The 22,470-nt window shown below is 66.7% G+C and carries 17 protein-coding genes and 1 pseudogene; 8 read left to right on the top strand and 10 right to left on the bottom strand.

Translation table 11 applies throughout. The annotated features are described in order from the left end of the window. The first annotated feature begins 8 nt into the window (after positions 1–8). On the top strand, positions 9–881 hold the full coding sequence (locus B0B15_RS15450) for a F510_1955 family glycosylhydrolase (RefSeq protein ID WP_256334330.1): 873 nt from the start codon (positions 9–11) through the stop codon (positions 879–881). 81 nt (positions 882–962) lie between these two features. On the opposite strand, the gene B0B15_RS15445 is transcribed toward B0B15_RS15450, so the two are convergent. Genes B0B15_RS15445 through B0B15_RS15435 form a run of 3 tightly spaced genes read right to left on the bottom strand, consistent with a single transcriptional unit; the run spans position 963 to position 2,421 of the window. Then, positions 963–1,490 (bottom strand): signal peptidase II, encoded by a 528-nt coding sequence (locus tag B0B15_RS15445; RefSeq protein ID WP_058233650.1) that lies wholly within the window; start codon positions 1,488–1,490, stop codon positions 963–965. Beyond that, positions 1,487–2,098: a cadmium resistance transporter gene (locus B0B15_RS15440; RefSeq protein WP_058233649.1), complete on the bottom strand. Its 612-nt coding sequence runs from the start codon at positions 2,096–2,098 to the stop codon at positions 1,487–1,489. The genes B0B15_RS15445 and B0B15_RS15440 overlap by 4 nt, the downstream gene beginning before the upstream one ends. Beyond that, positions 2,095–2,421 (bottom strand): ArsR/SmtB family transcription factor, encoded by a 327-nt coding sequence (locus B0B15_RS15435; RefSeq protein ID WP_058233674.1) that lies wholly within the window; start codon positions 2,419–2,421, stop codon positions 2,095–2,097. Before B0B15_RS15435 ends, B0B15_RS15440 begins: the two co-directional genes overlap by 4 nt. A 285-nt stretch (positions 2,422–2,706) precedes the next feature. Here B0B15_RS15435 and B0B15_RS15430 point away from each other — a divergent pair, with 285 nt between their 5' ends. The 3 genes from B0B15_RS15430 (at position 2,707) to B0B15_RS15415 (ending at position 9,572) form a co-directional block, all read left to right on the top strand. Next, positions 2,707–3,297 (top strand): recombinase family protein, encoded by a 591-nt coding sequence (locus tag B0B15_RS15430; protein WP_076677903.1) that lies wholly within the window; start codon positions 2,707–2,709, stop codon positions 3,295–3,297. Then, positions 3,297–3,821, top strand: coding sequence for a hypothetical protein (locus tag B0B15_RS15425; protein ID WP_076677827.1), 525 nt, complete (start codon positions 3,297–3,299; stop codon positions 3,819–3,821). Before B0B15_RS15430 ends, B0B15_RS15425 begins: the two co-directional genes overlap by 1 nt. Positions 3,822–3,905: 84 nt before the next feature. Further along, on the top strand, positions 3,906–9,572 hold the full coding sequence (locus tag B0B15_RS15415) for a helicase (RefSeq protein WP_143733833.1): 5,667 nt from the start codon (positions 3,906–3,908) through the stop codon (positions 9,570–9,572). 257 nt (positions 9,573–9,829) lie between these two features. Here the strand turns inward: B0B15_RS15415 and B0B15_RS15410 are convergent, their stop codons facing one another. Then, the gene (locus B0B15_RS15410; RefSeq protein ID WP_143016386.1) at positions 9,830–10,123 is read right to left on the bottom strand and encodes a hypothetical protein; all 294 of its coding nucleotides are present in this window, start codon (positions 10,121–10,123) and stop codon (positions 9,830–9,832) included. Positions 10,124–10,391: 268 nt separating this feature from the next. On the opposite strand from B0B15_RS15410, the gene mobC reads away from it, so the two are divergent. The 4 genes from mobC to B0B15_RS16605 all read left to right on the top strand — a co-directional run bounded on the left by mobC (position 10,392) and on the right by B0B15_RS16605 (position 15,076). After that, positions 10,392–10,787: a plasmid mobilization protein gene (gene mobC / locus B0B15_RS15405; protein WP_076677816.1), complete on the top strand. Its 396-nt coding sequence runs from the start codon at positions 10,392–10,394 to the stop codon at positions 10,785–10,787. Next, entirely contained in the window at positions 10,787–12,397 is a 1,611-nt protein-coding gene (locus B0B15_RS15400) for a relaxase/mobilization nuclease domain-containing protein (protein WP_076677814.1), read from the top strand. The genes mobC and B0B15_RS15400 overlap by 1 nt, the downstream gene beginning before the upstream one ends. A gap of 22 nt (positions 12,398–12,419) precedes the next feature. Further along, on the top strand, positions 12,420–13,241 hold the full coding sequence (locus B0B15_RS15395) for a hypothetical protein (protein WP_076677812.1): 822 nt from the start codon (positions 12,420–12,422) through the stop codon (positions 13,239–13,241). 848 nt (positions 13,242–14,089) lie between these two features. Then, positions 14,090–15,076, top strand: coding sequence for an SIR2 family protein (locus tag B0B15_RS16605; RefSeq protein ID WP_076677810.1), 987 nt, complete (start codon positions 14,090–14,092; stop codon positions 15,074–15,076). Between the two features lie 23 nt (positions 15,077–15,099). Here the strand turns inward: B0B15_RS16605 and B0B15_RS15385 are convergent, their stop codons facing one another. The 6 genes and pseudogenes from B0B15_RS15385 to B0B15_RS16600 form a co-directional block, all read right to left on the bottom strand. Continuing rightward, positions 15,100–15,468 (bottom strand): DUF4913 domain-containing protein, encoded by a 369-nt coding sequence (locus tag B0B15_RS15385; RefSeq protein ID WP_076677808.1) that lies wholly within the window; start codon positions 15,466–15,468, stop codon positions 15,100–15,102. Continuing rightward, positions 15,468–17,216, bottom strand: coding sequence for a type IV secretory system conjugative DNA transfer family protein (locus tag B0B15_RS15380; protein ID WP_076677806.1), 1,749 nt, complete (start codon positions 17,214–17,216; stop codon positions 15,468–15,470). The genes B0B15_RS15385 and B0B15_RS15380 overlap by 1 nt, the downstream gene beginning before the upstream one ends. Continuing rightward, entirely contained in the window at positions 17,213–18,895 is a 1,683-nt protein-coding gene (locus B0B15_RS15375; RefSeq protein WP_076677804.1) for a hypothetical protein, read from the bottom strand. The genes B0B15_RS15380 and B0B15_RS15375 overlap by 4 nt, the downstream gene beginning before the upstream one ends. Next, on the bottom strand, positions 18,895–20,397 hold the full coding sequence (locus B0B15_RS15370) for an SCO6880 family protein (RefSeq protein WP_076677802.1): 1,503 nt from the start codon (positions 20,395–20,397) through the stop codon (positions 18,895–18,897). The genes B0B15_RS15375 and B0B15_RS15370 overlap by 1 nt, the downstream gene beginning before the upstream one ends. Beyond that, the gene (locus B0B15_RS15365) at positions 20,397–21,770 is read right to left on the bottom strand and encodes a hypothetical protein (protein ID WP_143733832.1); all 1,374 of its coding nucleotides are present in this window, start codon (positions 21,768–21,770) and stop codon (positions 20,397–20,399) included. The genes B0B15_RS15370 and B0B15_RS15365 overlap by 1 nt, the downstream gene beginning before the upstream one ends. After that, positions 21,763–22,470 (bottom strand): annotated as a pseudogene (locus tag B0B15_RS16600) (hypothetical protein); the annotation flags it as partial. The gene B0B15_RS15365 and the pseudogene B0B15_RS16600, both read right to left, overlap by 8 nt.

Genomic DNA, 22,470 nt, shown 5'->3' with positions numbered 1-22,470 from the left:
GCACCCCCATGCAGCACCACCACACCAACCTCACCGCGCCGGGCTCCCGCACCCGCGCCCTGTCCTTGGCCGCCTTCGTCCCCATGGTCGCGCTTGCTCTCGCAGGCTGCGCCAGTTCACCGTCCCTCACAGGTGACGACCACCCCGAGCAGCCGCTCACGCACGTGCACGGCATCGTTGATGACCCCGCCACCGATGGGTTCCTCATCGGAACCCACGAGGGCATCTTCACCGTCACCCGTGACGGTGAGCTGGGCGCCCGCCTGGCGAAGACGGACTTCGACGCGATGGGCCTGACCGTCCTTGACGACACACTCGTGGCATCCGGCCACCCCGGTCGGACCACCCCGCCCGAGCTGGGAGCCCCCAACCTGGGCATCATCCGAAGCTCCGACAACGGGCAGAGCTGGCAACCCACCGCATTCACAGGCGAGAAAGACTTTCACGCCCTCGCCGCGGACCCCCGCGGAACGCTCTACGGCGTCGCCACCGACGCCAATGAAATGCTCACCAGCACAGACGGCGGTGTCTCCTGGCAGCCCACCGGGGCACCCGTCTACGCCATGTCGCTCGCCGTTGACGCAGCGGGGCGAGTGATGGCCTCCACCGCGGACGGTCTGCTGGTCAGCACCGATCGGGCTGCCACATTTCAGGCGTGGCCGGATGCTCCCCTTCTTGCCGGGCTCAGCGCCTCCCCGGACCACAACCGCGTGGTCGGTATCGGCACCCAGGGACGGATCTGGGCCACAACCGCGGGAGCGCAGAACTGGTTCGAAGTCGGAACGATCCACGGCACCGCCCAAGCCGTCACCATCACCAACAACGGCGACATCCTCGTCGTCGATGACAGCGGCCTGAGCCTCATCCCCTACCAGCAGTAACGCGCATCGCGGCGGGCACCGCCCTCCGCCACCCGCGAAGGGCCCGCACGAATACCCGTGCGGGCCCTCCTCGTTCCCAGATCAGCCGCGGTGCTGGGAACCGTCACCGGTGCTCCCGCTGATGGGAGCGTGGTCTCGACGGAGCAGATACAAGGCTGCCCACCCGAGCAGGCCGAGGGTTGTGAAGATGTCAGCCACGTTGAAGATGGCGAACCAGTCGACAGCGATGAAGTCGACGACCTCTCCGCTGAGCGGTCCGGTTTCAGCGCGTGTGGTGCGGTCCCACAGGTTGCCGATCGCGCCGCCGGCGGCGGCAGCCAGCAGCGCAGTAGCGCCCATGCTCTGCCTCCGCAGCACTCGGATGACGATCCACGTGAGCAGCGCGGCGACAAGGACCATAACGCCGACGACAAGCGGCGCTCCTACATCGCCGCCGAGACCGAATGCGACCCCAGGGTTGAACACGAGGCGCAGGGATACGCCCAGTCCAAGGTCGATATCACGGCCTCCGTCGAGGTAGGACAGGGCCCACGCTTTGGTGAGTTGGTCGACCGTGAAGGCGGCAACTACGGCAGCAGCGGCAGCGAGGAGGCGTGTGAATCTGCTCACGACAGGACTTCGATGAGGCGAACGATCACGCCGGACTCGATCAGGATGTACAGGCCCAGCCCGATGAACACGGCCGGCACGAGCCAGTGCTCGATCTTCTCGAGGGCTTCTGTGACGGCTTTGCTGGTACCTACGAAGCGGGCGACAAGGCACCACACGGCGACCAGGACCAAGAACACGATGATGGTGACGATGGTGTCCGGAACCGGGTTGGTGCGGAACACAGGGGTGTACAGCGAGATGTTGTCGGCGCCGTTTGCGATGGTGATGCCGGCAACTCCGAGCAGGCCCCCGGCGCTGATGGAGCTTTCGTCGTCGTCGTCATCGTCGCCGCGACGTCGGAGCGTACGAATCAGCCCGTACACACCGATCGCAAGTGGGACCAGGCCCAGCAGCCCGACCCATTCGTCCGGGACGATGGTCAGGCCCGCGGCGGCGAGGCTGCTGATTGCGACCAGGGCGATGAAGCCGAGGTACTGCCCGGCCACGACCTTCCATCCCGGGAGGGCTCCGCGTGCGGACGCGAGAAACAGAACGGTGAGGACGACGATGTCGTCAATGTTCGTCGCCGCGAACAGGCCGATGGCAGCCACGATGGTTCCGATCATCGGGCGTCGCTCCCGTACGTCTTGCACAGATCGACCTTGAAACCCGTCGCGGCGAGGAGGCGCTCGGCCGCTTCGAGAACATCGATCACCTCAGGAGTGGAGACAGAGTAAAAGTTCTGCCGGCCCTCACTGCGGGCAACGACAAGCCCGCATTCGCGGAGGCATCCAACGTGCTCCGACACGGTCGATTGCGCCAAGCCGAGCTCATCGGTCAGGTCCCTCACCCGAGCTTCACCGGCTGACAGCCGACGCAGTATCGACAGGCGACTGTGATCGGCAAGAGAGTGGAACAGGGAGACGGCAGCTGCAAGATCTTGTGTCATCGTCACCCGCCGATCATATCGGTTTTCACCGATGAACACCGGGCGTGCAAAACCGATCGGTTTCGCACCACCCCCGAGGTCGTCGGCAAGATCCCGTGGATTGGCGGGTAGATGTGATGCGAAACCCCGGTGCGAATGGTGTCCGGATGGGGATCGCTATCCGGTACGGCAGGGGCCGGCGGCCCAGCGACACGGATTCCGCGAAATCCCGCGGGGGACACTCGTACCGCATAGGCGTCCGGTTGCCCATACCGTTAAGGGTAACCTATGCGGTACGCTCCGCTTATGAGGGTGGGATACGCGCGAGTCTCGACAATCGAGCAGGACGCCGAGCGGCAAGTGGCTCGGCTGCTCGAGCTCGGCGTGCCAGAGGACCGCATCTACAGCGATGTCGGTTTTAGCGGCGCGAAAATGACCCGGACCGGGCTGGACAACGCCCTGGCCGCGGTGCGCGAGGGCGACACCTTCGTCGTTCCCGCACTCGACCGTCTCGCGCGGAACACCGAAGGAGCGCTCGAGGTGATCCGCCGACTGACGGATGCCGGGGTGATCTTCCAGAACGGCACCACGCCATACGATCCGAAGGACCCGATGGCGAAGCTGTTCTTCACCATCCTCGCCGCCGTCGCCGAGGCGGAAGGCGGGTGGATCAGCTTGCGCACGCGCGAGGCTATGGCGCGACCAAAGGTCCGCGCGAAGCTGAAAGGCCGGCGCCCGAAACTGACCGAACGCCAGGACGAGAACATCGCCAAGCACATGGCCGCGGGCGATCTCGCGGTCGCGGAGATCGCGCAGATGTTCAACACGTCACGCACGGGCGTCTACCGAGCCCAGGCGCGCCATCAGGCGCGCAGCGCTCAGAGGGTGGGGGAGTGATGGAAACGCTCAGGATCGTCGGCCTCGTCGTCGGCGGGATCATTCTCCTGGGTGCTCTGGCGACCATGGGCGTGTGGGTGCCGAAGGTGCTCTATCGCAGCCCGGAACCGGGCAAGCTCGACGGCCTCACGGTGAAGTTCACCGATGCCCGGGTGTCCAAGGACCGCGTCATCGACCGCACGTGGGCGGTGTCGGTGTACATGCAGAACGAGGGCAGCCGCCCGCGGGAGATCCCGCGCATGGCCTACGACACCGCGTTCTGGTCGAACAGGCGGACGGGCATGACCCGGGCCCGCACCGAGTACAAGGGGCACCTCGAGCACGATTTTCAGTACGAGGTTGTCCAGGGCAACGGCGTCGTCGCCAATCGCGTGCTCAATCCCGGCGACACCCCTGCCGTGTTCACCGCCTACGTCACAATGCCGGGGGACCAGTACCCCGAAGCGCTGGATATCGCGTCATTCGACGGGTCCCAGGCCGTCAAGCATCTGCGCGGGCGCCTACAGGTGAGCGCGGACGCATGATCTCTTCCCCAAGGGGCCAGGCCCCGCGCCTTTCCGGAGGGCTGTCGATAGCCTCGATCACACGGCTGATCGAGGGGGGCAGAGATGGCACCACGTCGTCGCGCGCAGCGGCCACACGAAGGGCAAGGCGTCTTCGACCTGTGGGGGCTGTCCGAGCAACAGGCCGACCAAAGCATCGAGCAGGCGCGGAACGCGCCGCCCGCGCCCGTCGAGCAGCAGCTCGTCGACGGGCAACTGGACTTCAACTTCGACGAGGACACGGAGGTTCGCGATGAACCGGTACGGGATGCTCGCACGCGAGCACTGGACGAAGTACGCACCCAGCAGAGTGGCGCAGCTGGAGAACCCGGACGAGTTCTTCGAGAGCCTGGGGGAGCAGGTAGCGGATCGGGTGACGACCCTCTCTCGGATTCTCGAGGGGCAGCATCGCCCGTCCCCGGACTACCTGGACCAGGTGGCGCTGCTGAACGCCTACCGGAAGCAGGCGGAGGAGCGGGCGCTGAGCGATCTGGTGTGGTTGACGCCGGATCAGGTGGAGTACGACGAGACGGAAGCGGCATCCCAGGAACTGGGGGAGCTTCCCGATCGGGCGGAGCTCGAGCGGCAGATTCGGTACCTGCAGGAGGATCAGAGCGACCCGGACTCGGCGCTGCTGACGGCGGTGTACGAGGAACGTCTGGCGCAGATGCAGCAGACGTTGGCGCGGATCGTGGAACTGGAAGCGAAGGTTCCCGAGGGGTACTGAGCTTCCGTCCTGCCGCGCAGGACGATCTGGCACCCTCGGGTGTCAAGGCGCGCTTCCAGGCGAACATCGCCGCCATCGAGACCCTTCGTCGGCTCGATGCAGAGCAGCGGCCGGCTACCGCCGATGAACAGGCCGCGCTCGCGCGCTGGTCGAGTTGGGGCGCCATCCCGGAGGTGTTCGACGAACGCCGCGACGACTGGGCGCGTGAACGGGAGCAGCTGCAGAGCCTCTTGACGGACGCGGAGCTCACCGCCGCGCGCCGCACGACCATCAACGCGCACTACACCGACCCCGCTTACGTCGACGCCATGTGGGCGGCGATGCAGCGCCTCGGCTTCGAGGGCGGGCGCGTGCTCGAGCCGGGTAGCGGCGCGGGGACATTCATGGGCATGGCGCCGGTGGGCGCCGAGATGACCGGTATCGAGCTTGACCCGCTCACCGCCTCCATCTCGCGCGGGCTCTATCCGGCCGCAGATGTGCGCACCGAGTCGTTCGCGGACACCCGCTTTCCGCGGGCATCGTTCGACGCCGCGATCGGCAACGTCCCGTTCGCCGACGTCGCGCTGCACGACTCCACGCACAACCGTGGCGGGCACTCGATGCACAACCACTTCATCATCAAGTCCCTCGCCCTTACGCGCCCGGGCGGGCTCGTCGCCGTGCTGACAAGCCGGTTCACGCTCGACGCGCAGAACCCCGCCGCCCGCCGCGAGATGAGCGACATGGCCGACCTGGTGGGCGCGGTGCGCCTGCCCACTGGGGCACACCGTCGCGCCGCCGGCACCGAAGCCGTCACGGATCTCCTCATCCTTCGTCGACGCGAACCCGGCGCCGAGCCCGCGGACGCGACCTGGGAGAGCGTCACCCCGCGGCTCATCGACGGGGAGAAGATCTACGTCAACTCCTACTTCGACAACCGACCAGACCACATCCTCGGCGCGCTCGAGGTGGGAACCGGCATCCACGGCTCGACCACGCTGCAGGTCCGCGGAGATCTCGCAACCGCGGCCGCGCAGCTGGACGCCGCCCTCACCGACATCACGACCAGCGGCATCGAACGCGGGCTCACCATGGCGGCGCCGAGCGCCGACGTTCTCGCCGAGCGGGAAACGCGTGTCACAGCCGATCCTGCGCTGTGGGACGGAACCATCGTCGACCAAGGCGGGGGAGAGTTCGCCACCGTCGCAGACGGCGCGCTGACGCAGCTGAAGGTGCCCCGCACCCACGCGCGAGAACTCTCAGCACTGCTCGGGCTTCGTGACCAGGCTCGCGCCCTGGTCACACGGGAGGCGCGCGAGTCGGAGGACACCGACGAGATGGTGGCGCAGCGTCAGGCGCTGCTCGCCGACTACCGCGCCTACGTCGACTCCTACGGCCCGATCAACCGGTTCAACGAACGTTCCACCGGCCGCGTCGGCGCGGAGACCGGAGAAGAGATCCTCGCGCGGGTCATGCCGAAGGCGGTCAGTCTCATGAGAGATGACCCGTTCGCGGCGCTCACGCTGGCGCTGGAGCGCTTCGACGAACAGACCCGCACCGCCGTGCCCGCCACGCTTCTCACGGAACGTGTGGTGGCGCCGCGTTACATCGCGCAGGGCGCCGAGAACGCTCAAGATGCACTCGCCCTGAGCCTGGATCGCACCGGCAGCGCAGACCTCGCCGTGATCGCCGACCTGCTCGGCGTCGACGAAGCCGACGCCCGCGAACAGCTCGGCACACTCGTCTACGACGACCCCGCGACCGGTGGCATCGTGCCGGCCCCCGAGTACCTTTCGGGGAACGTCCGCACGAAGCTGGAAGAAGCCGTCGCCGCCGCCGAAACCAACCTGGCTCTCGAGGTGAACGTCACCGCGCTTCGCGAGGTGATGCCCGAACCCATCGGCATGGAAGAAATCGAGCCCCGTCTCGGCGCCGTGTGGATCGACGCTCCTACGCACCAAGCCTTCCTGCGCGACATCCTGCAGGACAACAGCGTCACCGTGGAGAACCCTCTTCCCGGCAAGTGGGACGTGCGCGGGCAGCGGTGGGGCATTCGCGCCACCAACGAGTGGGGCACCGATCGGCGCCCCGCTACCGACATCGCCGCAGCACTCATGGAGCAGCGCAACCTGATCGTGCACGACACGATCAAGGGCGCCGAGGGACGGGAACGCCAGATCCCGAACGCCGTGGAAACGGAAGCCGCGCAGGAGAAAGGCCAGGCGCTACAGGCACGGTTTGCGGAATGGGTATGGGAAGAACCCGAGCGTGCGGCCCGCCTGCACGACGAGTACAACCGCCGCTTCAACAGCCTCGTTCTCCGCGACTACTCCGCCGCCGGCGACCACCTCACGCTGCCAGGGCTCGCGAGCAGCTTCACGCCACGCCCGCACCAGCGCGGCGCGGTCGCGCGCATGATCGCCGAACCCGCGGTGGGGCTGTTCCACCAGGTCGGCGCGGGCAAGACCGCCGAGATGGTGATGGGCACGATGGAGCTCAAGCGCATGGGCATGGTGAACAAGCCCGTCGTCGTGCTCCCGAACCACATGCTCGAGCAGTTCTCCCGTGAGTGGCTGCAGATGTACCCCCAGGCGAAGATCCTTGCGGCGTCGACCGCCGATCTCACCGGGGACAAACGACGTCGTTTCGTCGCACGCGCCGCGGCGAACGACTGGGACGCCGTGTTGATGACGCAGAGCGCGTTCAAGACGATTCCCCTCTCGCCTCAGTTCGAAGCGGACTACATCCAGGCGCAGACCGACCAGCTTCGCGCCGCCCTCGCTGACGCGCAGGGCGAGGACGCCAAGTCGATCAAGCAGATCGAGAAAGCCATCCTCCGAGCAGAGCAGGCGTACCGAGCAAAGGCCGATATCCCACGCGACCCCGGTCTGGAGTTCGAGAGCACGGGAATCGATTACGTCGTCGTCGACGAGATGCACATGTACAAGAACCTTACGGTCGTGTCGAACATCCAAGACGCGGGCAAGGTCGGATCGAAGCAGGCCACCGACCTGCACATGAAGCTGGAGTATCTGCGCAGCCAACACGGCGATCGCGTCGTCACCGCCGCGACCGCAACGCCGCTGGCCAACTCGGTCACCGAGGCCTACGTGATGCAGCGCTACCTCCGACCGGACCTGCTCGAAGAGGCGGGCATCACCTCGTTCGACGGGTGGGCGGCAACGTTCGGCGAACAGGTCACCGAGTTGGAGATGGGGCCCGCAGGGGACTTCCGCGTGAAGACCCGATTCGCGAAATTCCAGAACGTCCCCGAGATGCTGCGCATGTGGCACGTGTTCGCCGACGTGAAGACCGCGGAAGACCTCAACCTCCCCACCCCCGCGATCGCGGCACGTGACAGCGACGGTGAGCGCGCTCACGCGACCGTCGTCATCCCGCCGTCTCCCGCCATGCAGGAGTACATCGTAGAGATCGCCGACCGCGCGGAGCGGGTGCGCGCCAAGCAGGTGTCGCCCACCGAAGACAACATGCTCAAAATCTCCGGCGACGGCCGCGCCGCCGCCCTCGATATGCGCCTGGTGCGTCCCGGCGTCGAGCCCGATGGGCTCGGCAAGCTGGACTACGTTGCTGACCGCGTTGCCGAGCACTGGCGACGCGAACGTGATCTCATCTTCACCGACAGCACCACCCGTGAACCCTCGCCCATCACGGGCGGCTTGCAGCTGGTGTTCTGTGACCAGAGCACCCCCGCCGCAGGCCGCTGGAATGCCTACGACGAACTACGCACCAAGCTCACCGAACGCGGCCTCCCGGCCGACTCGATCCGCTTCATTCACGAAGCGAAGAACGACGCCGAGAAAGGCCGGCTATTCGCCGCCGCCCGCAGCGGACACGTCGCCGTGCTGATCGGATCGACCGGGAAGATGGGCGTCGGAACGAACGTCCAGGACCGCATCACGGCCATGCACCACGTCGACTGCCCGTGGCGTCCCAGCGACCTCGAGCAGCGCGACGGCCGCGGCATCCGCCAGGGCAACCAGAACGACGAGGTGGCGATCTACCGGTACGTCGTCGAGCGCAGCTTCGACGCCTACTCGTACCAAACGGTCGAGCGGAAAGCGAAGTTCATCAACCAAATCATGCGGGGCCGGCTGGACTCGCGCGAGATCGAGGACATCGGCGAGTCCGCGATGAGCGCGTCGGAGGCGAAGGCCCTGGCATCCGGTAACCCGCTCATCCTGGAGAAGGCGCAAGCCGACCAGGCGCTGCAAAAACTCCGCCGTCAGGAGACCGCGCACCACCGCGCCCAATCGTCCCTGAGCACACGCCGCAGCAGCGCCGTGAAGGAGATCGACAGCGGCCAGCAGATCGTTGCCCAGTTGCGTGAAGCCGCCGCCCGCTCCACCGATGTCAGCGGCGACAAGTTCCGCATCGAGCTCGGCGAACGGACCTACACCAGCCGATCAGAAGCAGTGGAAGCTCTCGGCGCTTGGGCCCACCGATACGGCCTCCAGTACGGCACTGCCATCCCCGTTCCCGAACGCATCGGCTCCATCGGCGGGCACGTCATCACCGCGCACACCGAGCGCCAGTACTACGCCACCACGGGCGGAAAGAACATGCTCAGGCTCACCCTCGAAGACGCCCCCGGCATCGGCGTCACCGTCGATCCGGCAGAAGCGCTCCGCAACAACATCGGCACGATGGTGCAACTCGGAAACCGTGTCGACAGCATCCCCACCGTCATCGCAGAACACGAACGGCGGATTGCAAACGCCCACGCTGTCATCGCACAAGCCGACTCCCGCCTGGGTGCCCCGTTCGCTCACGCCGACGAACTCGCCGCCGCGCACCAGCGCGTGCAAAGCATCGCCGAACAACTCAACGCACAGGCCACGCCGGAACAGCCGGCGCCGTCCGAGTCGACGAGCGCAGAGCCGAAGTCGCCGTTCGCCGCGGCATTCCCGCGCACACTCGCGCGGGACCTCTCACGAGGCGGATCAGCGGCGTCCGATCGACGGTCCACATCGGCTCCGGTCATCGAGCGCGAAGATCTCGAGCGCTAGTCGTTTGTGAGCATCCGTTCCTCTCCCAGCTCCCCGATACTTGCCGCTCTTTGCGCAGCTAGCCCCCGTCAAGGGTGCGGCGCCTGCCGCATCACGTAGTGACGCGAAGCGCCCTTGACGGGGGCTAGCTGGGTGATACCTTCCGGCATCGGGGTGGTGGGTCCGTGGACGTGACCAGGGTCCCGCTGTCCACCTGTGGGCGGGTGGAGCCCGAAGGTAGCTCAGGCCGTCCACAGGTGGTCAGGGGGATACGCAACTCATTCCGTTGTGGACTCTTCCGAAGTGGTGCTCTGGCGACGAGACTGCCGCCGCGGACGGGGGGTCTTCGCTGCCTCGGCGAAGCCGATCTTGCTCAGCTCACCGCTCGTCCAACCCGCGCTCACGGCCGCGGCGTAGGAGCGGCTGTAATCGCTCTCGGCGGCGGCGACACGCTCGCGAGCGTCGGCGAGTTCGACGTTCGTTCGAACGAGGTCGTCGATCATCGCGAGGCGCGATTCCTGCAAGTCGCGTGCGCGACGCAGCACCTCATCGGGGTTCATCACGTTAGCCATGTCGTGTCCTTCTGTCGGGGGGAATGTGAGACAGCGCGCAGCGCGCGCTCAACATCGAGTGTGTCAGCCACGGACGCGCACAACAACCCGTGAGTTCTTCTTGCTTCGATGACTGGAAGTAGTACTGGAATGCAAACGGGGGAGAGCAAGCTATACATTTAGGTCCCCTAAATGGCCCCTTTTCTTCCGCTGCGCGGCCGGATGCGGCACACTGGAAGTGTGGTCCCGTGTTCTTACGGGTCGTTGCACTGGGCGAGAGGACGAGCGGATGACGGACAACGCGCGTACCGCTCAGAGCCGGCGCCGCCGCGCGAACGTCAAGGGTGGGCGCGTCGCGGAACACCGCGTGAAGGTGTCTGCCGAGGAAGAGCTCGCGCTGGTGAAGCGTTCCAAAGAAGCGGGTGTCACGGTCGCGCGTTTGCTGGTGGAGGCTGCTCTTTCGGACGGTGACGGCAAGACCGCCGTCCAGCGCCGGGACGAGCTCACTGAGTTGTTCCACATCCGACGCCTGCTGGCGTCGGTGTCCAACAACGTCAACCAGATCGCGCGTGCCGTGAACGCCGGCCACGGCGTCGACGGCGAACTGAAGCACACACTCGCTGCCGTTGATCGCGTTTGCGGATCACTCGATTCATACATGAACGACAGTGTGGTCGCGCGATGATGCCGAACATCACACGCGGTGACCGTATGGCGGGGCTGATGATGTACCTCGCCGGCCCCGGACGCGCCAACGACCACAGCGACCAGCACGTCGTGGCCGGACACGACGTCGTGATGCAGGCCGCCCGCGGAGCGTCCCTGCAGAGCTCTGACACGGTGCTCGATCTTGCGCTCGTCCTCGACCAACCTCGACGCCTCTACGGCACTGAAGTGACCGCTCCCGTATACGAGTGGGACGACGCTAACCAGCGCAAGATCAAGGTCGGCGAGAAGGACGCGCACGTCTGGCACTGCTCGCTCAGCCTGAACCCCACCGAGGGACCGCTCAGCGACGCCCAGTGGAACGCCATCGCGACAGACTTCGTGAACGAGATGGGCTTCACCGACCCCGACGGCGGTAAGTCCTGCCGCTGGGTAGCTGTGCGCCACGGGCTGTCGAAGAACGGCAACGACCACATCCACATTGCGGTCAGCCTCGTCGCCGAGGACGGCAGCAAAGCGCGCATCCACAACGACCACCACCGCGCGCAGGCGGCGGCCAACAAGCTTGAGCACAAGTACGGACTCCAGGTGCTGGAATCCCGCGAAGCGGAACGCGAGACGGTGCGCGGCAACAAGCCCGGCGACCTCCAGCGCGCAGCACGCGAGGGTGACGACGTGACCCAGCGCGACGAGCTCCGACGTCGCCTCCGCGGCGCGGCCACGGCCTCCAGAAGCGAAGCCGAATTCGTGGCACAGGCGCGCGACGCGCGCGTGCTCGTACGCCCCCGTTTCGCGAAAGGCGACACGTCGCGCGTCGTCGGATACTCCGCCGCTCTCGTTCCGACCGTGAAGGACGGCGAGCGTCCCCAGCCCGTGTGGTTCGCCGCGTCCAAGCTGGACACCAACCTCGGGCTCGGCTCACTCCGGGAACGCTGGGGAAGCGACGCGGACGCCGAGGCGCAGGCAGCGGCCGCCTGGGCGCAGCGGCACCAGAACCTGCGGGCTGGAGCCTCGGATGTTCCCGCAGGGGTGCGCGCGAAGCGTCTGCCTCTGCACGTCGTGCAGCAGCTAAACGAATCTGCCCAGCAGATCGTGGTGCCCGACCGCACGGCCCGCTTTACGCGGGTCGCAGCCGTCGACGCATCGGGAGCGCTCGCCCGCGCCTCGCTGTACTTCGAGACCACCAGTCACGGCCCCATCGCCAAAGCATCGGACGTGCTGGCACGGGCCTCCCAAGCCAGCCGGTACGACCCCAACCAGCCCGAGCGACAGCGGATCGAGCGCAAGCAGCTCGGCGCCGACGCCGCCTACGTCTCACGACTCGCGGCGCGCGCGGTCGGTCGCGACAGCGCTGCAGGGTGGCTCGCCGTCGCACGCCAGATTTCCCGTGTCGGCAACGCCGTCGCCGCAGCCGAGCGCGCCCGCGGCCGACTCGCAGCCGCCCAGGAGACCACTGCCGCCGTCACCGCCGCGGTCGCCGTGATCGAACGCGCGGAAGCCCAGCGCCCAGGCGGCACGGCGGGCACGTCCTCGGCGACTCAGCCTGGACGCCCAGGGGCTGCTCCGAGCATGCGACCTACAGTGCCGCCCACCACCCCCGACAGCGACCGCGATCGCGGCCGCGGATAACAGCACGAGAAAGGACACGAGCATGGACGAGGAAGACGTCATCGGCAACGAGTTCGACCGGGTGCTCCGCGCCGCAGCAATGGGGGCAGGACAGGCAGCCGAAGGACTACGCCGCCGCGCCCAAGCGCGCGACGAGGCCGCACGCGCCGACGTGATGCAGAAGCAGCGCGACCAGGCCAGCCTCACGGCAACCATCTACGAACGCGTCCAACGGGACGAATTCTGGCGCAACGCCAACGGTGAGCGCGTCGCCAACGCCGCAACATACGGCGCCACGCTCTACAACCACGACCCCAAGGCGCGAGAGATCTACGAAATCGTGCGCGAACGCACGAACAACCAGTTCGGGCTGAACGTCGACGAGCTCCGCGCCGCGCACCCTGAAAACGAGGAAGCACGACGTAACGCTCTGCTCAACGCCGTCGACGACCGCCTGGCAGCCCTCCGTGCAGACGCGCAGGCCGCAGACGACCGCTCAGAGGCCGCACGCGAGCGCGACGACGAAGAACAGGCCAACGATGAGCAACGCCAGTCAGACGCCGATCTGGCGCGCGAGCGCGCGGAGGCCGCGGACGAACGCGCCGAGGAACGCGAGGACGCGGCCGCGTTCCACCGTGGCGAAGCGCGCGGCCACCAGGCCGAGGCACGCGGTCTCGACAACGACTCGGGGCGCGAGAAGGGTCTCAGCGCCCAGCAGCTCGAGGTGAAAGAGGCAGTCGACCGCAGCTTCCCCGAGCCGGCCGGCGAGTCCGTCGCCCGCGGTCTACGCCGCGGGTCGCCCCGCGCACGTACCGCGCGCGGAGGATCGGCGAGCCGTGAACAGGTGCAAGAGATCTCCCGCTGAGGCGGGAAGAATGCTTCCATTGGATCGTGTGATCGTCACACACGACGAAACCCCGTCCAGGGTGCTGAGCGTCGCTACGCGATGAGCTTCGCTCTCCCTGGACGGGGGTTTCTTACGTGCGCAAAACCGGCAACCATCCGACCGCAGCGGGGCGGTGCGGGAAGGGCTAGAAAGGCAGCGCGCTCAAAGGCTGCGAGCTGTCGAGCACAAGAATGCCGGTCCTCACTCTGCGGTTGCGATTCGCTCGTCTTCCACCGGCGATTGGCGATACTTCCTATATGTCTGCCATGCGCCGAGTGTCAGTGCTTCTTGGGGCCGGGGCGTCGCGCGACGCCGGTCTCCCTCTCACGTCTGAACTAGCCGCGGGTGTGCTGCAGCGTCTGACAAGTGAGACGCCCTCAACCGGGCGACGACCTGATTGGCTCGTTGCGCTGAACTTTGTCTACGGCGCCATGGTCAGCTATCGATCGCGCGACGGGGGGAACGCCTTGGATGCTGTGAACATCGAGACGTTGATCTCGGCTCTACGTCTACTTGGGCGGCGAGAAGACCATGAGGCCGCGCCCTTCGTAGAGAGCTGGAGGGACCCCGTTCTACGAGCGGGTCAGCTGCAAGTAGATGAGAACAGTGCACGCCGCCTGACGGATGCTTTATCGGCGGTGACAGCGCCGAGCGATGACCGCTTCCGCGCGCGAAGGGGGAGCCGGCCGAACGACGGCCTCAATCTCGCCTACGCAGTCGCCGCAATCGCGGATCTCGCGCGCACGCCGACAAGGCTCAGTTCATACAGGGACGCGAACACATGGGTCACCCGCACACTCGGGAAACTCCTCCTACCGTCGAAGCCGGTGACCTACCTGCACCCGCTTGCAGATCTGGCGAAGCGACAGGCCGGAGGCCTGGACGTCATCACCCTCAACTACGACCTGACAATCGAAACCGCTATGGCCGAGAAGTCGCTTGCGGTAAATCGTGGGATCGAGAATTGGCCTTCTCGGCGGGTTTTCTATTCACCCGATGCGCCTGTGCGGCTACATAAAGTGCATGGTTCGCTCGACTGGGCAATGGAGATAGACCCTCATCGCCAGGTACCCGTCATGAAGGACTTACATGGCGAGATTGCCCAGCAGCCATGGGTCGTCGTAGGCGACCGAGAAAAACTGGCCACCGAAGGGCCGACACTCGAGCTGATGCAACACGCCGCTGACGCTCTGGAGCGTTCGGACCATCTCGTCATCGCTGGCTACGGCTTCGGAGACGACCACATCAACCACATGATTCGCAACTGGCTCGAACGAGACTCGACGCGCTCTGTGGGTCTCATTGAGCCGCAGTGGTCCTACCCAGACGACCGATCGTTCCGGGGGCGCCTTGGCCGTCTCTACGGTGAGCAATGGGACCACGCAGATCAATCTCGTCGAGCCACTCGAGTTCAAGGGTTCCCCGGCACCGCTGCAGAGATGCTGGGCGTCGCTCTTGCGCGTCCCGAGGTCGACACGTCGCTAGCAGTCGACATCGAGGTGATGGACCAGAAACCTTCTGGGTGGGATCTTGATGTAACTGTGCGTCTGACCGGCACCCCGCTCTGGCGCGTGGGCTTCTCTGCAGATCAGGCCCGATGCGAAATCCATGCCGAAGCCGGTCGTGTCGAGACCATCTATGGGGCGACCCAGTATCTCGACCGCTGGGAGGCCGGAGAGCAGATTCGCATCACCATACGAACAGGTTCGTTGCCCCGAACTGGATGGCAGCTGCATGTTGAAGGGCACGATCTTGTCTCGACCATTCGCCGATCACTGATGCTGGCAGACTTGGAGATAACCCGAGAGCCCTGAAGTGAGGTTTGTCTGAGTGACCTCTAGAACATGCCGGCGGGGGGAGAGACGGACGGCCAGGCGTCCGGGACCGTGCGCTCGTTGCCGAGCTTGTCGAGGCGCCAGAACGGTCCGTTCTCGGACGTGAGTTCGCGCATCGTGGGGTCGAGGTAGTCGCGGAAGAAGACGGCCATGCCTGTCGGCCCTTCGAGGCGGAGGTACTCGAACGATCGCCAGAGCGCTTCGAGCCGCATGGCGACTTCCTGGTACTCCCACCACCGTGGGTCCCAGCGGTGCTTCGCGGGGTTGCGTCGGTAGGTCGGCAACAGGAACTGCTCGACGAACTCGGCGACGTTCGCGTAGGTCGTCTCGACGACTTCGATGTCGTCGTCGTCTGGTTCGATGGCGTCCATCAGGCCACGTCCTTGCTCGAGGAGGCGACGGCGCGAGCTTCGTAGTACTCGCGGCTGTCGTTGACGGCCTGGGCGTAGGGCCGCTTGGAAAAGTGGTTCAGCTTAATCAGCGTCGCCGGGGCCCCGGATGCCAGGAGTACCGCGCGGCCGCGCGGCATCGCCGTGAGATCGGCGGTGTCGAGAATGCGCTCTCGCTGCAGGCTCGTCGTCACGCTCCGTCCCTTCGACTGCGACGACGAGGACCGCTTCACGACGTCGTGGTCACCGATAAGGCTGGCAAGGAACGGCAGGAGCTTGTCTTCGGCGAGGCCGGCGCCCGCGACACGGATGTTGGCCGCGGACCAGAGCTTGCTCATCCCGGTCTCCCCGAACGCTTCAACTCCCTGCGCCCAGGACTGGAAGAACGCCGACATGATGATGCCGCGTGAGCCGTAGTGCGAGTAGACATCGGGGAGCTCGCGCCAACGGCACACGTTCGCGGCTTCGTCGAGCACGGCCATCAGCGGGGTCGGTAGCCGGCCCCCGGCTTGCGTGGAGCCGTACCGCTCCGCGGCCATGAGAATCGCCATGGTGAGGGCGCCGGTGATCGCTCGAGCGGAGCCGCCACCCTCCTTGGAGATCAGGTAGATGGTGTCCGTGGAGCGTACGAACGCATCGGGATCAAAGTGCGGCCGCGATCGCGTCTCGTCGGTGATCCAGGGCAGCACTTTGGTGTTGCCCAGCACGCTGATCCAGGGGCGCAGCGTGCCGTACACGCCGTCGCGCTGCTTCTCCGTGAGGTTCTGCGTCTGCCGAAGCGCACGGCCCTGCTCTGTCTGACCGTTCTCGGAGAGAATTTGTGCGGGGTCGTCAGGGGCTCCCGGACGAGAGTCCGGGTCGTTGGCCCAGGCGAACACGTTGCGCACCGACAGGCCCCCGAGGGCCGCGGCGAGCATGAGGCGGGATAGCGTCTCGCGTCCCGCCGACTCGAAGTAGGCGTCTTGCTTTGACCCGGCCGCGGTGGCGGACGTGATGAACACGTCCGCCATTTTTTCCGCGGTCTCCATGTCGTGCACGAACGACAGCGGGTCCCACCACCAGGTGGGTTCCTCCCCGATGATGTGCTGCACGTCGTGCACCCAGACGACACCGTTCTCCGAGCGGGGGCCGCGGGAGAGATCCACGATGTCGCGCTTGTTGGAGGTGGCCAGGACCGGGCCCCGGGTCTCGAGAATCTGCGGGACACAGACGCACGACGTTTTACCGGCGCGGGGTCCCATGATCCACAGCTGCACCCACTCCCACGACGCATAGAGACGCTTGCCGCTGGGAATGTGGCTGGCCAAGGTGACGCCGGGGCCGGCTTTCTCGGCGCCGAGTCGGGCGCTATCGGCGCGTGCCGCCGGTTCGAGAAGGTCGGCGACGTCGCGCGTCTGCCCCATCGAGGATGCCTTGTGGTCCACGCGGGAGCGCTGGTTCCACTGCTTCCAGATCGCCCAGCCGAGGATGCTGGCGAGGCCGACCACGACCACGGCCATCACGATCGTCGTGCCGATCTGAAGGGCCGTGGGAGGAAGCGTCCCGCGAAGCATGGCGGTCAGCACTGTGCCGATGCCGCGGTCGGGCAAGTTCTGAATCGCGGGGTTCAGCTGCGCGCCGACCCAGACCACGGCGAGGCCGACGAGTCCGAGCATGAGGACGCCGCCGAGGATGATCCAGCCGAGGTCGTTGCCGGCGGGCTGAGCGCGGCGGTTTGCCTGCCTGCTCATGCGTCCACCGCGTCGTACTCGTCGACGGGATCGAGGCCCATAGCCGCGGTGCCCTCGGCGCGCGCCTGTGCCTGTTGCCAGGCGCGGTTGGTGTTGTTCACCTCGAGCTCGGTCGGGGTCAGCACCACGGTGAAGGGGATACCGGGCTTCTTGCCGAGCTTCAGCAGGAAGTTGCCGCGCCCGGGAGGGGCCGCGGAGCGGCCGGTTTCGGGGTTCACCGCGCTTTCTGCGGACCAGTCCGAGATCATCGTGGTCTCCGTCTGAGACATGGCGAAGACCTTCTTCAGATTGCCCATCTCGGCGTCTGCGAGGCCGCCGAGGAAGACCATGCCGGATCGTTCGACGAAGCCGGATGCGATCTTGCTGAGGTGCTCGGAGCTCAGCTCGAGGTCGTTCATCGTGTGGGTGATCATCACCTGTCCGATGCCGCGCTGACGGTTCAGGCGCGTGAGCGAGTCGAGGAAGTAGACCATGACGTCGGAGGCGCGCAGCATCCGCCACAACTCGTCCATGACGAGGAAGTAGTGGCGCTGCTCTTTCAGGCCCGCCTCCGCCAGGTGCTTGTCAGCCGACACCACCGCGGAGCCGTAGTTCCAGCACACGGTCTGAACGGCCGCGTGCATCTGGTGATCGGCCTCGTCAATGGTCGACACGTCGAAGACCATCGGCCGTCCAACCTCGATGTGCTCGGTTGTCTCACGCGCGAACATGTCGCCGAAGGGACCGTTCGGACCGAGGGCGGTGAGCCCGTCGACGAGGCTCTGCACGCGCTCGTGATACCGGTTCACGTCGTCGCGGTCGATGGCGAGGGCGGCGAGGCGGGGTTCGCGGTTGCGCACCAGGTTGGTGACGTCGCCGATGACCGGAGTGCGCTCGGATCGCTCGTCAAGGATGCGCAGCGCTTCCGAGAGAATCGAGCGTTCGAAGGACTCCAGGGGCCGGTTGTTCACCAGGGCCACCAGGCCGATGACCTGCGTCAGCCGGCGCCCGCGCATCTCTTCGAGCGCTTGTCGGCGGTGCTCCTCGTCGGGAATCTGCTCGAGCTGGCCCATGAGTGGGCCGAGGTCGAGCACGTTGAGCGCGCCGACACCGCGGCCGAGGCGGATGACCTGCCCGTCCATTGCGGCCATGAGGTCGGCGTAGTCGGGTTTGGTGTCCGAGAGGACCATGGGGACGATGCCCCACCCCTCGAGGATCGCGAGGATGTGACGAACGAGGCTGGACTTACCCAGGCCCGGGCGTCCGATGACGAAGGCGCTGGGGTTGCCGATCAGGTTCGCCAGGAACCAGCTGATCGGGTCCGCGCACACGACGGAGCCGGTGGTCAAGTGCCGCCCCAGCGGGGCGCCGACCACGGGGCTTCCGGAACCGGCGATGAAGGGCCAGAGGCCGCACACTTGCACCGTCGTGCCCTGGTACTCCACGGGTGTTTCGATGTAGTTGACGCGGCCGGTGCCGCGTCCGGCCCATCCGCGGCGTCCGGGACGGATCGCCGCGTCTGCGCGGCCTGCCGCTGCGCTGTTGAAGAACTCCTGCAGCCGGTCCAGGGCGCCCGAGGATTTCGGCTGTGCCGTGGACAGGCGCTTGGCATCCCGCCGCGTCTGGCGGGCCTTCTTCGGAGACAGCGTGAGGGAAAGATCGTCGTCCGAGTAGGGACGCCGGTTGTCGCGGCGGGCCATCACAGCCACGCCCGCATCTTGTCGTCGAGCAGCGAGTGTTCGGCGAGAACGACCCCCAACGGGAGCCCCGCCTGGAAGGCGACCGCTTGATTGCCGAGCGCGGGGCGGATGCGCAGACGCGCCGCGTTGGCCATCGACGGAATGATCTTGTCCAGGCGCGGGAAGTCATCCGACGTCGCCGTGGTCGCCGTGATGATCATGCCGAAACGCACCAGGCCGGCGCCCTGTGCCTCTTCCTGTGCGGCCTTCTTCGCGTAGGCGAGACGCTGCTCCTGGCGGGCGCTGATGCGCTGCTTCTGCGAGCCCGCGAACGCGGCGTTGTTGATGTCGCTCTCCACCAGCGACGCGCTCTCGGACGACGGGATCGGCCGGTAGAGGATCGTCACGCGCTTACGGAGGACGTTCGGGGTCGGTTCCATGATGCGTCGCAGAGCGGTCGAGTAGAACTGCCCGCGCGGGCCCTCGAACATCTCCCACGTCTTCGACACGGCCCGATCGTGGAAGTACCGGTCCAGCTGGTCGTTGTGGAAGACCGGACCCGCATCGGGCCAGGACAGGCCCGTCCCGCCCTCCGCGCGCGCTTCCTCGATGAGGGATGCCACGGTGGGGTCGTAGCTGGTGCGGGTGAAGTCGATGATGTCCTGCGCGGTACACGCGCGCACAGACGTTCCTGCGCCCGTCGAGTACAGATTGCCGATCAGGCTCGGCAGCCGGTTGGCGATCTCTTCGACCATGACCGAGATGCCGCGGTCGCTGGCGTCCTTGTCGAGTCCCTTCCCGGAGAAGGTCACCGCGATGCGCGTGGTCACGGAGGGTGAGCCCGAGTTGTAGTGCTCGGGCAATTCGTCGATGACGGCGGCGGAGAATGCCGAGGCGTTGTCGCTGAGGTTCCCGCGCGTCATCCGCTCGAGGCGCAGGCCTGAGTCAGGCGCCGTTTCGACTGTGACGCTGGCGCCGACGATGCCGCCGTCCACGCCCAGCTGTGCCATCCATGCACCCCAGTGCCCGACCTGAGAATCGATGACTTTCTGATCGACCAGCTGGTCACCGTCCGGGAACGCCTCGAGCACCACGGTGTAGTGCTTCGTTGCGCGCACGCGGATCAGGCCGAAAGGGTTGCCGTATGCGTCGGTGTGCTCGGAGAGCTCGCTCGCAGCGAGCAGGCCCGGGACGCGCATCTTGCCGTCCGGGACGCGACCCGCAGGGCCGGCGAGGTAGAGGTTGTTGCCCTTCTTCACTTTGCGGCGGTGCGCGAACATGAGCACGCCCCTTTCGTAGATGTTTCGGCCGTCAGCGCGTCCGCGCCACAGCATGAGGCCCGCAGCGGTCGCGCCGACAGCGACGACGAGCAGCGCACCCAGAATGTTTCCGGTCACCAGGAGCAGCACCATGAGGATCACGACGGGGATTAGCGCGAGCGAGACCCCCATCGGCAGGCCCAAGATGCCCAGGCGCCCGGGCTTGACGATGTTTCCGTAGGTCACGCTGGCGTTCTCAGACATCACTTCTCCTCCGCGGCGTCGTCAACGGTGCGGTTGATGGTGCGGGCCCCGCCCGCGGTCAGATCGGCAACACGTCCCGTGTTGTCTCGGCGGCGCGTGGTGGGTGCCGCGGACTGTGCGCCGCCCGCCGCGGCGCCGCGCGTCGGCGCGGCAGAAGTTTGCGCACCGCCGCCCGCGCCCCCTGAGCTCGAAGGCGCAGCAGAGGCGCCGCGGCCGTTCTGCGTGCTCGGAGAGCCGCCGCCGCTGCTCGAGGGCGCAGCGGTCTCGCCGCCGCCCGTGCGCGGTGCCGTGGCGACAGCTGCGCCGCCCCCACCCCCGCCGCTGTTATTGGCGGCGGTGCTGGCGACGGCTCTCGCTCCCTGCCCGGTAGCGGCCGCGGCGTTACCCGCGGTCGATGCCGTCGTTGCGGCACCCTTCGCCGCAAGAGCGCCACCCGCGGCGGCGCCAGCGCCCAGAGAGACGACCGCGGCGCCCGCGGCCACACCGCCCGCGGCGAGTCCGGCACCCGAGAACGCCGACGAGACACCGCCAGCGGCCACCGGGGCGATGAACTTGATGATGGCTGGCAGCGCCAGCCCCGCGATCAGCAGCGTCATCACGCCCACCGACACGTGATAGAGCGACGCGCCCAATTCATCCGTCGTCGTGAACGACGGCGGCGTGCGAATCAGGAGCAGCCCGAGAGCGTAGATCACAGCGGCAACCGGCTTGAACAGAATCAGCGCCAGAAGATACCCCTGAGTCTTCTTGAAAGCCTGGTTTCCCGCCTCCGTGGCGGATGCCGCGGCCAGAGCAGGCAGGAACGCGAACACCAACGTGACGAGCACGCCGCGCAGGATCATCAGGATGACGTTCATCAAACTGCCCAGCAGAGCCACAATGCCCAGGAGGACACCAGGGCCGACGCCGGCCGTCATGATCGCCTGTGTCGTGAGCAGCTGCGTGAGGTCGAGATCCTGGGTACCGGTGGCCCGCTCGATGATCCAGGGGGCAAAAGAGTCCCCGGCAAGGATCAGCGCCGTGGTGGCAGCGGCGTACACGCCGGTCACCACGATGAGGTTCACGATCATCTTCACCGCGGGAATGCCGTCTCGGAACGAGTTCGAGAAGATCATGCGGATGAGGGTCACGAGTAGGCCGACGATCGCGAGGACGATCGTGTAGAAGTGCAGGCCACTGGTGATCTGTCCGATTGCGTCGGACTGCACATCCGGGGAGGGGATGTTGATCCAGAAGCTCGTCAGCCACCCCAGGAACTGCACGGCGCCGTCCGCGAGAGAGCGGACGAACTCCTCAATACCGCCCTTGACGACGTTGCCGATGCCACAGCCAATATCCAGCGGCCCGCAGTCTTCCAAGCCTCCGTTATTCATTGGCCGACCACGGGGTGTAACGCGCCCCGGTGTACTCGGTCGGGGTGAAGCTCGAGGCGGCGTAGTCGACCAACCACGTCGTCTGTTGCTCATCCCACGCCATGCTGACGGTGAACGACGCTTCGGTGTCGTTCTGACCGAGGATGAGTTGGACCGTGACCCTTTCGGGCTGCACGGCGGTGAAGGTGAAGCCGCGGATCTGCGCCACCCGGCCAGCAATCTGGTCGCGGGTCTGCCCGCGCGTGTTGGCGATGTACTGCTCGCCGCCGCCGTTGTCGACGGCGTTCGCCGTCACGACTTCTCCGAAGTTCTCTCGAGCGATCCCGGCCACAGCATTTGCGGCGGCGAAGAGCGCGCCGGTCGGCGAGGGTGCGAAGCAGCCCCAGGGCCCGTCTGAGACGACGGGCCCGTATTCGGTGCTTGTGGGGTAGAAGAAGTACCGCTCCGATTCCCATTCGGCCGGGGGGCCCGCGGTGGGAATGTCCTGATCGGCGGTGTTCACGTCGCACGCGCCGCCGCTGGTGGGGGGCGCGCTCGTCGTGCTCGGCTGAGAGGCGCCCGACGTGTCAGACGGCTCGGCGCCGGGCTGCGCGGCGTCGTTCTGCCCCCCACGTCCCAGGACGAGGACGAGAACGATCGCTACCGCGACCGCGACGACGAACAGGGCCGAGACGATCCACCATCGGTTGAAGGGGTTGTT

It is taken from the genome of Microbacterium sp. RU1D (assembly GCF_900156435.1).
Classification (GTDB): Bacteria; Actinomycetota; Actinomycetes; order Actinomycetales; family Microbacteriaceae; genus Microbacterium.
This window is presented reverse-complemented; position numbering and strand designations above follow the sequence as displayed.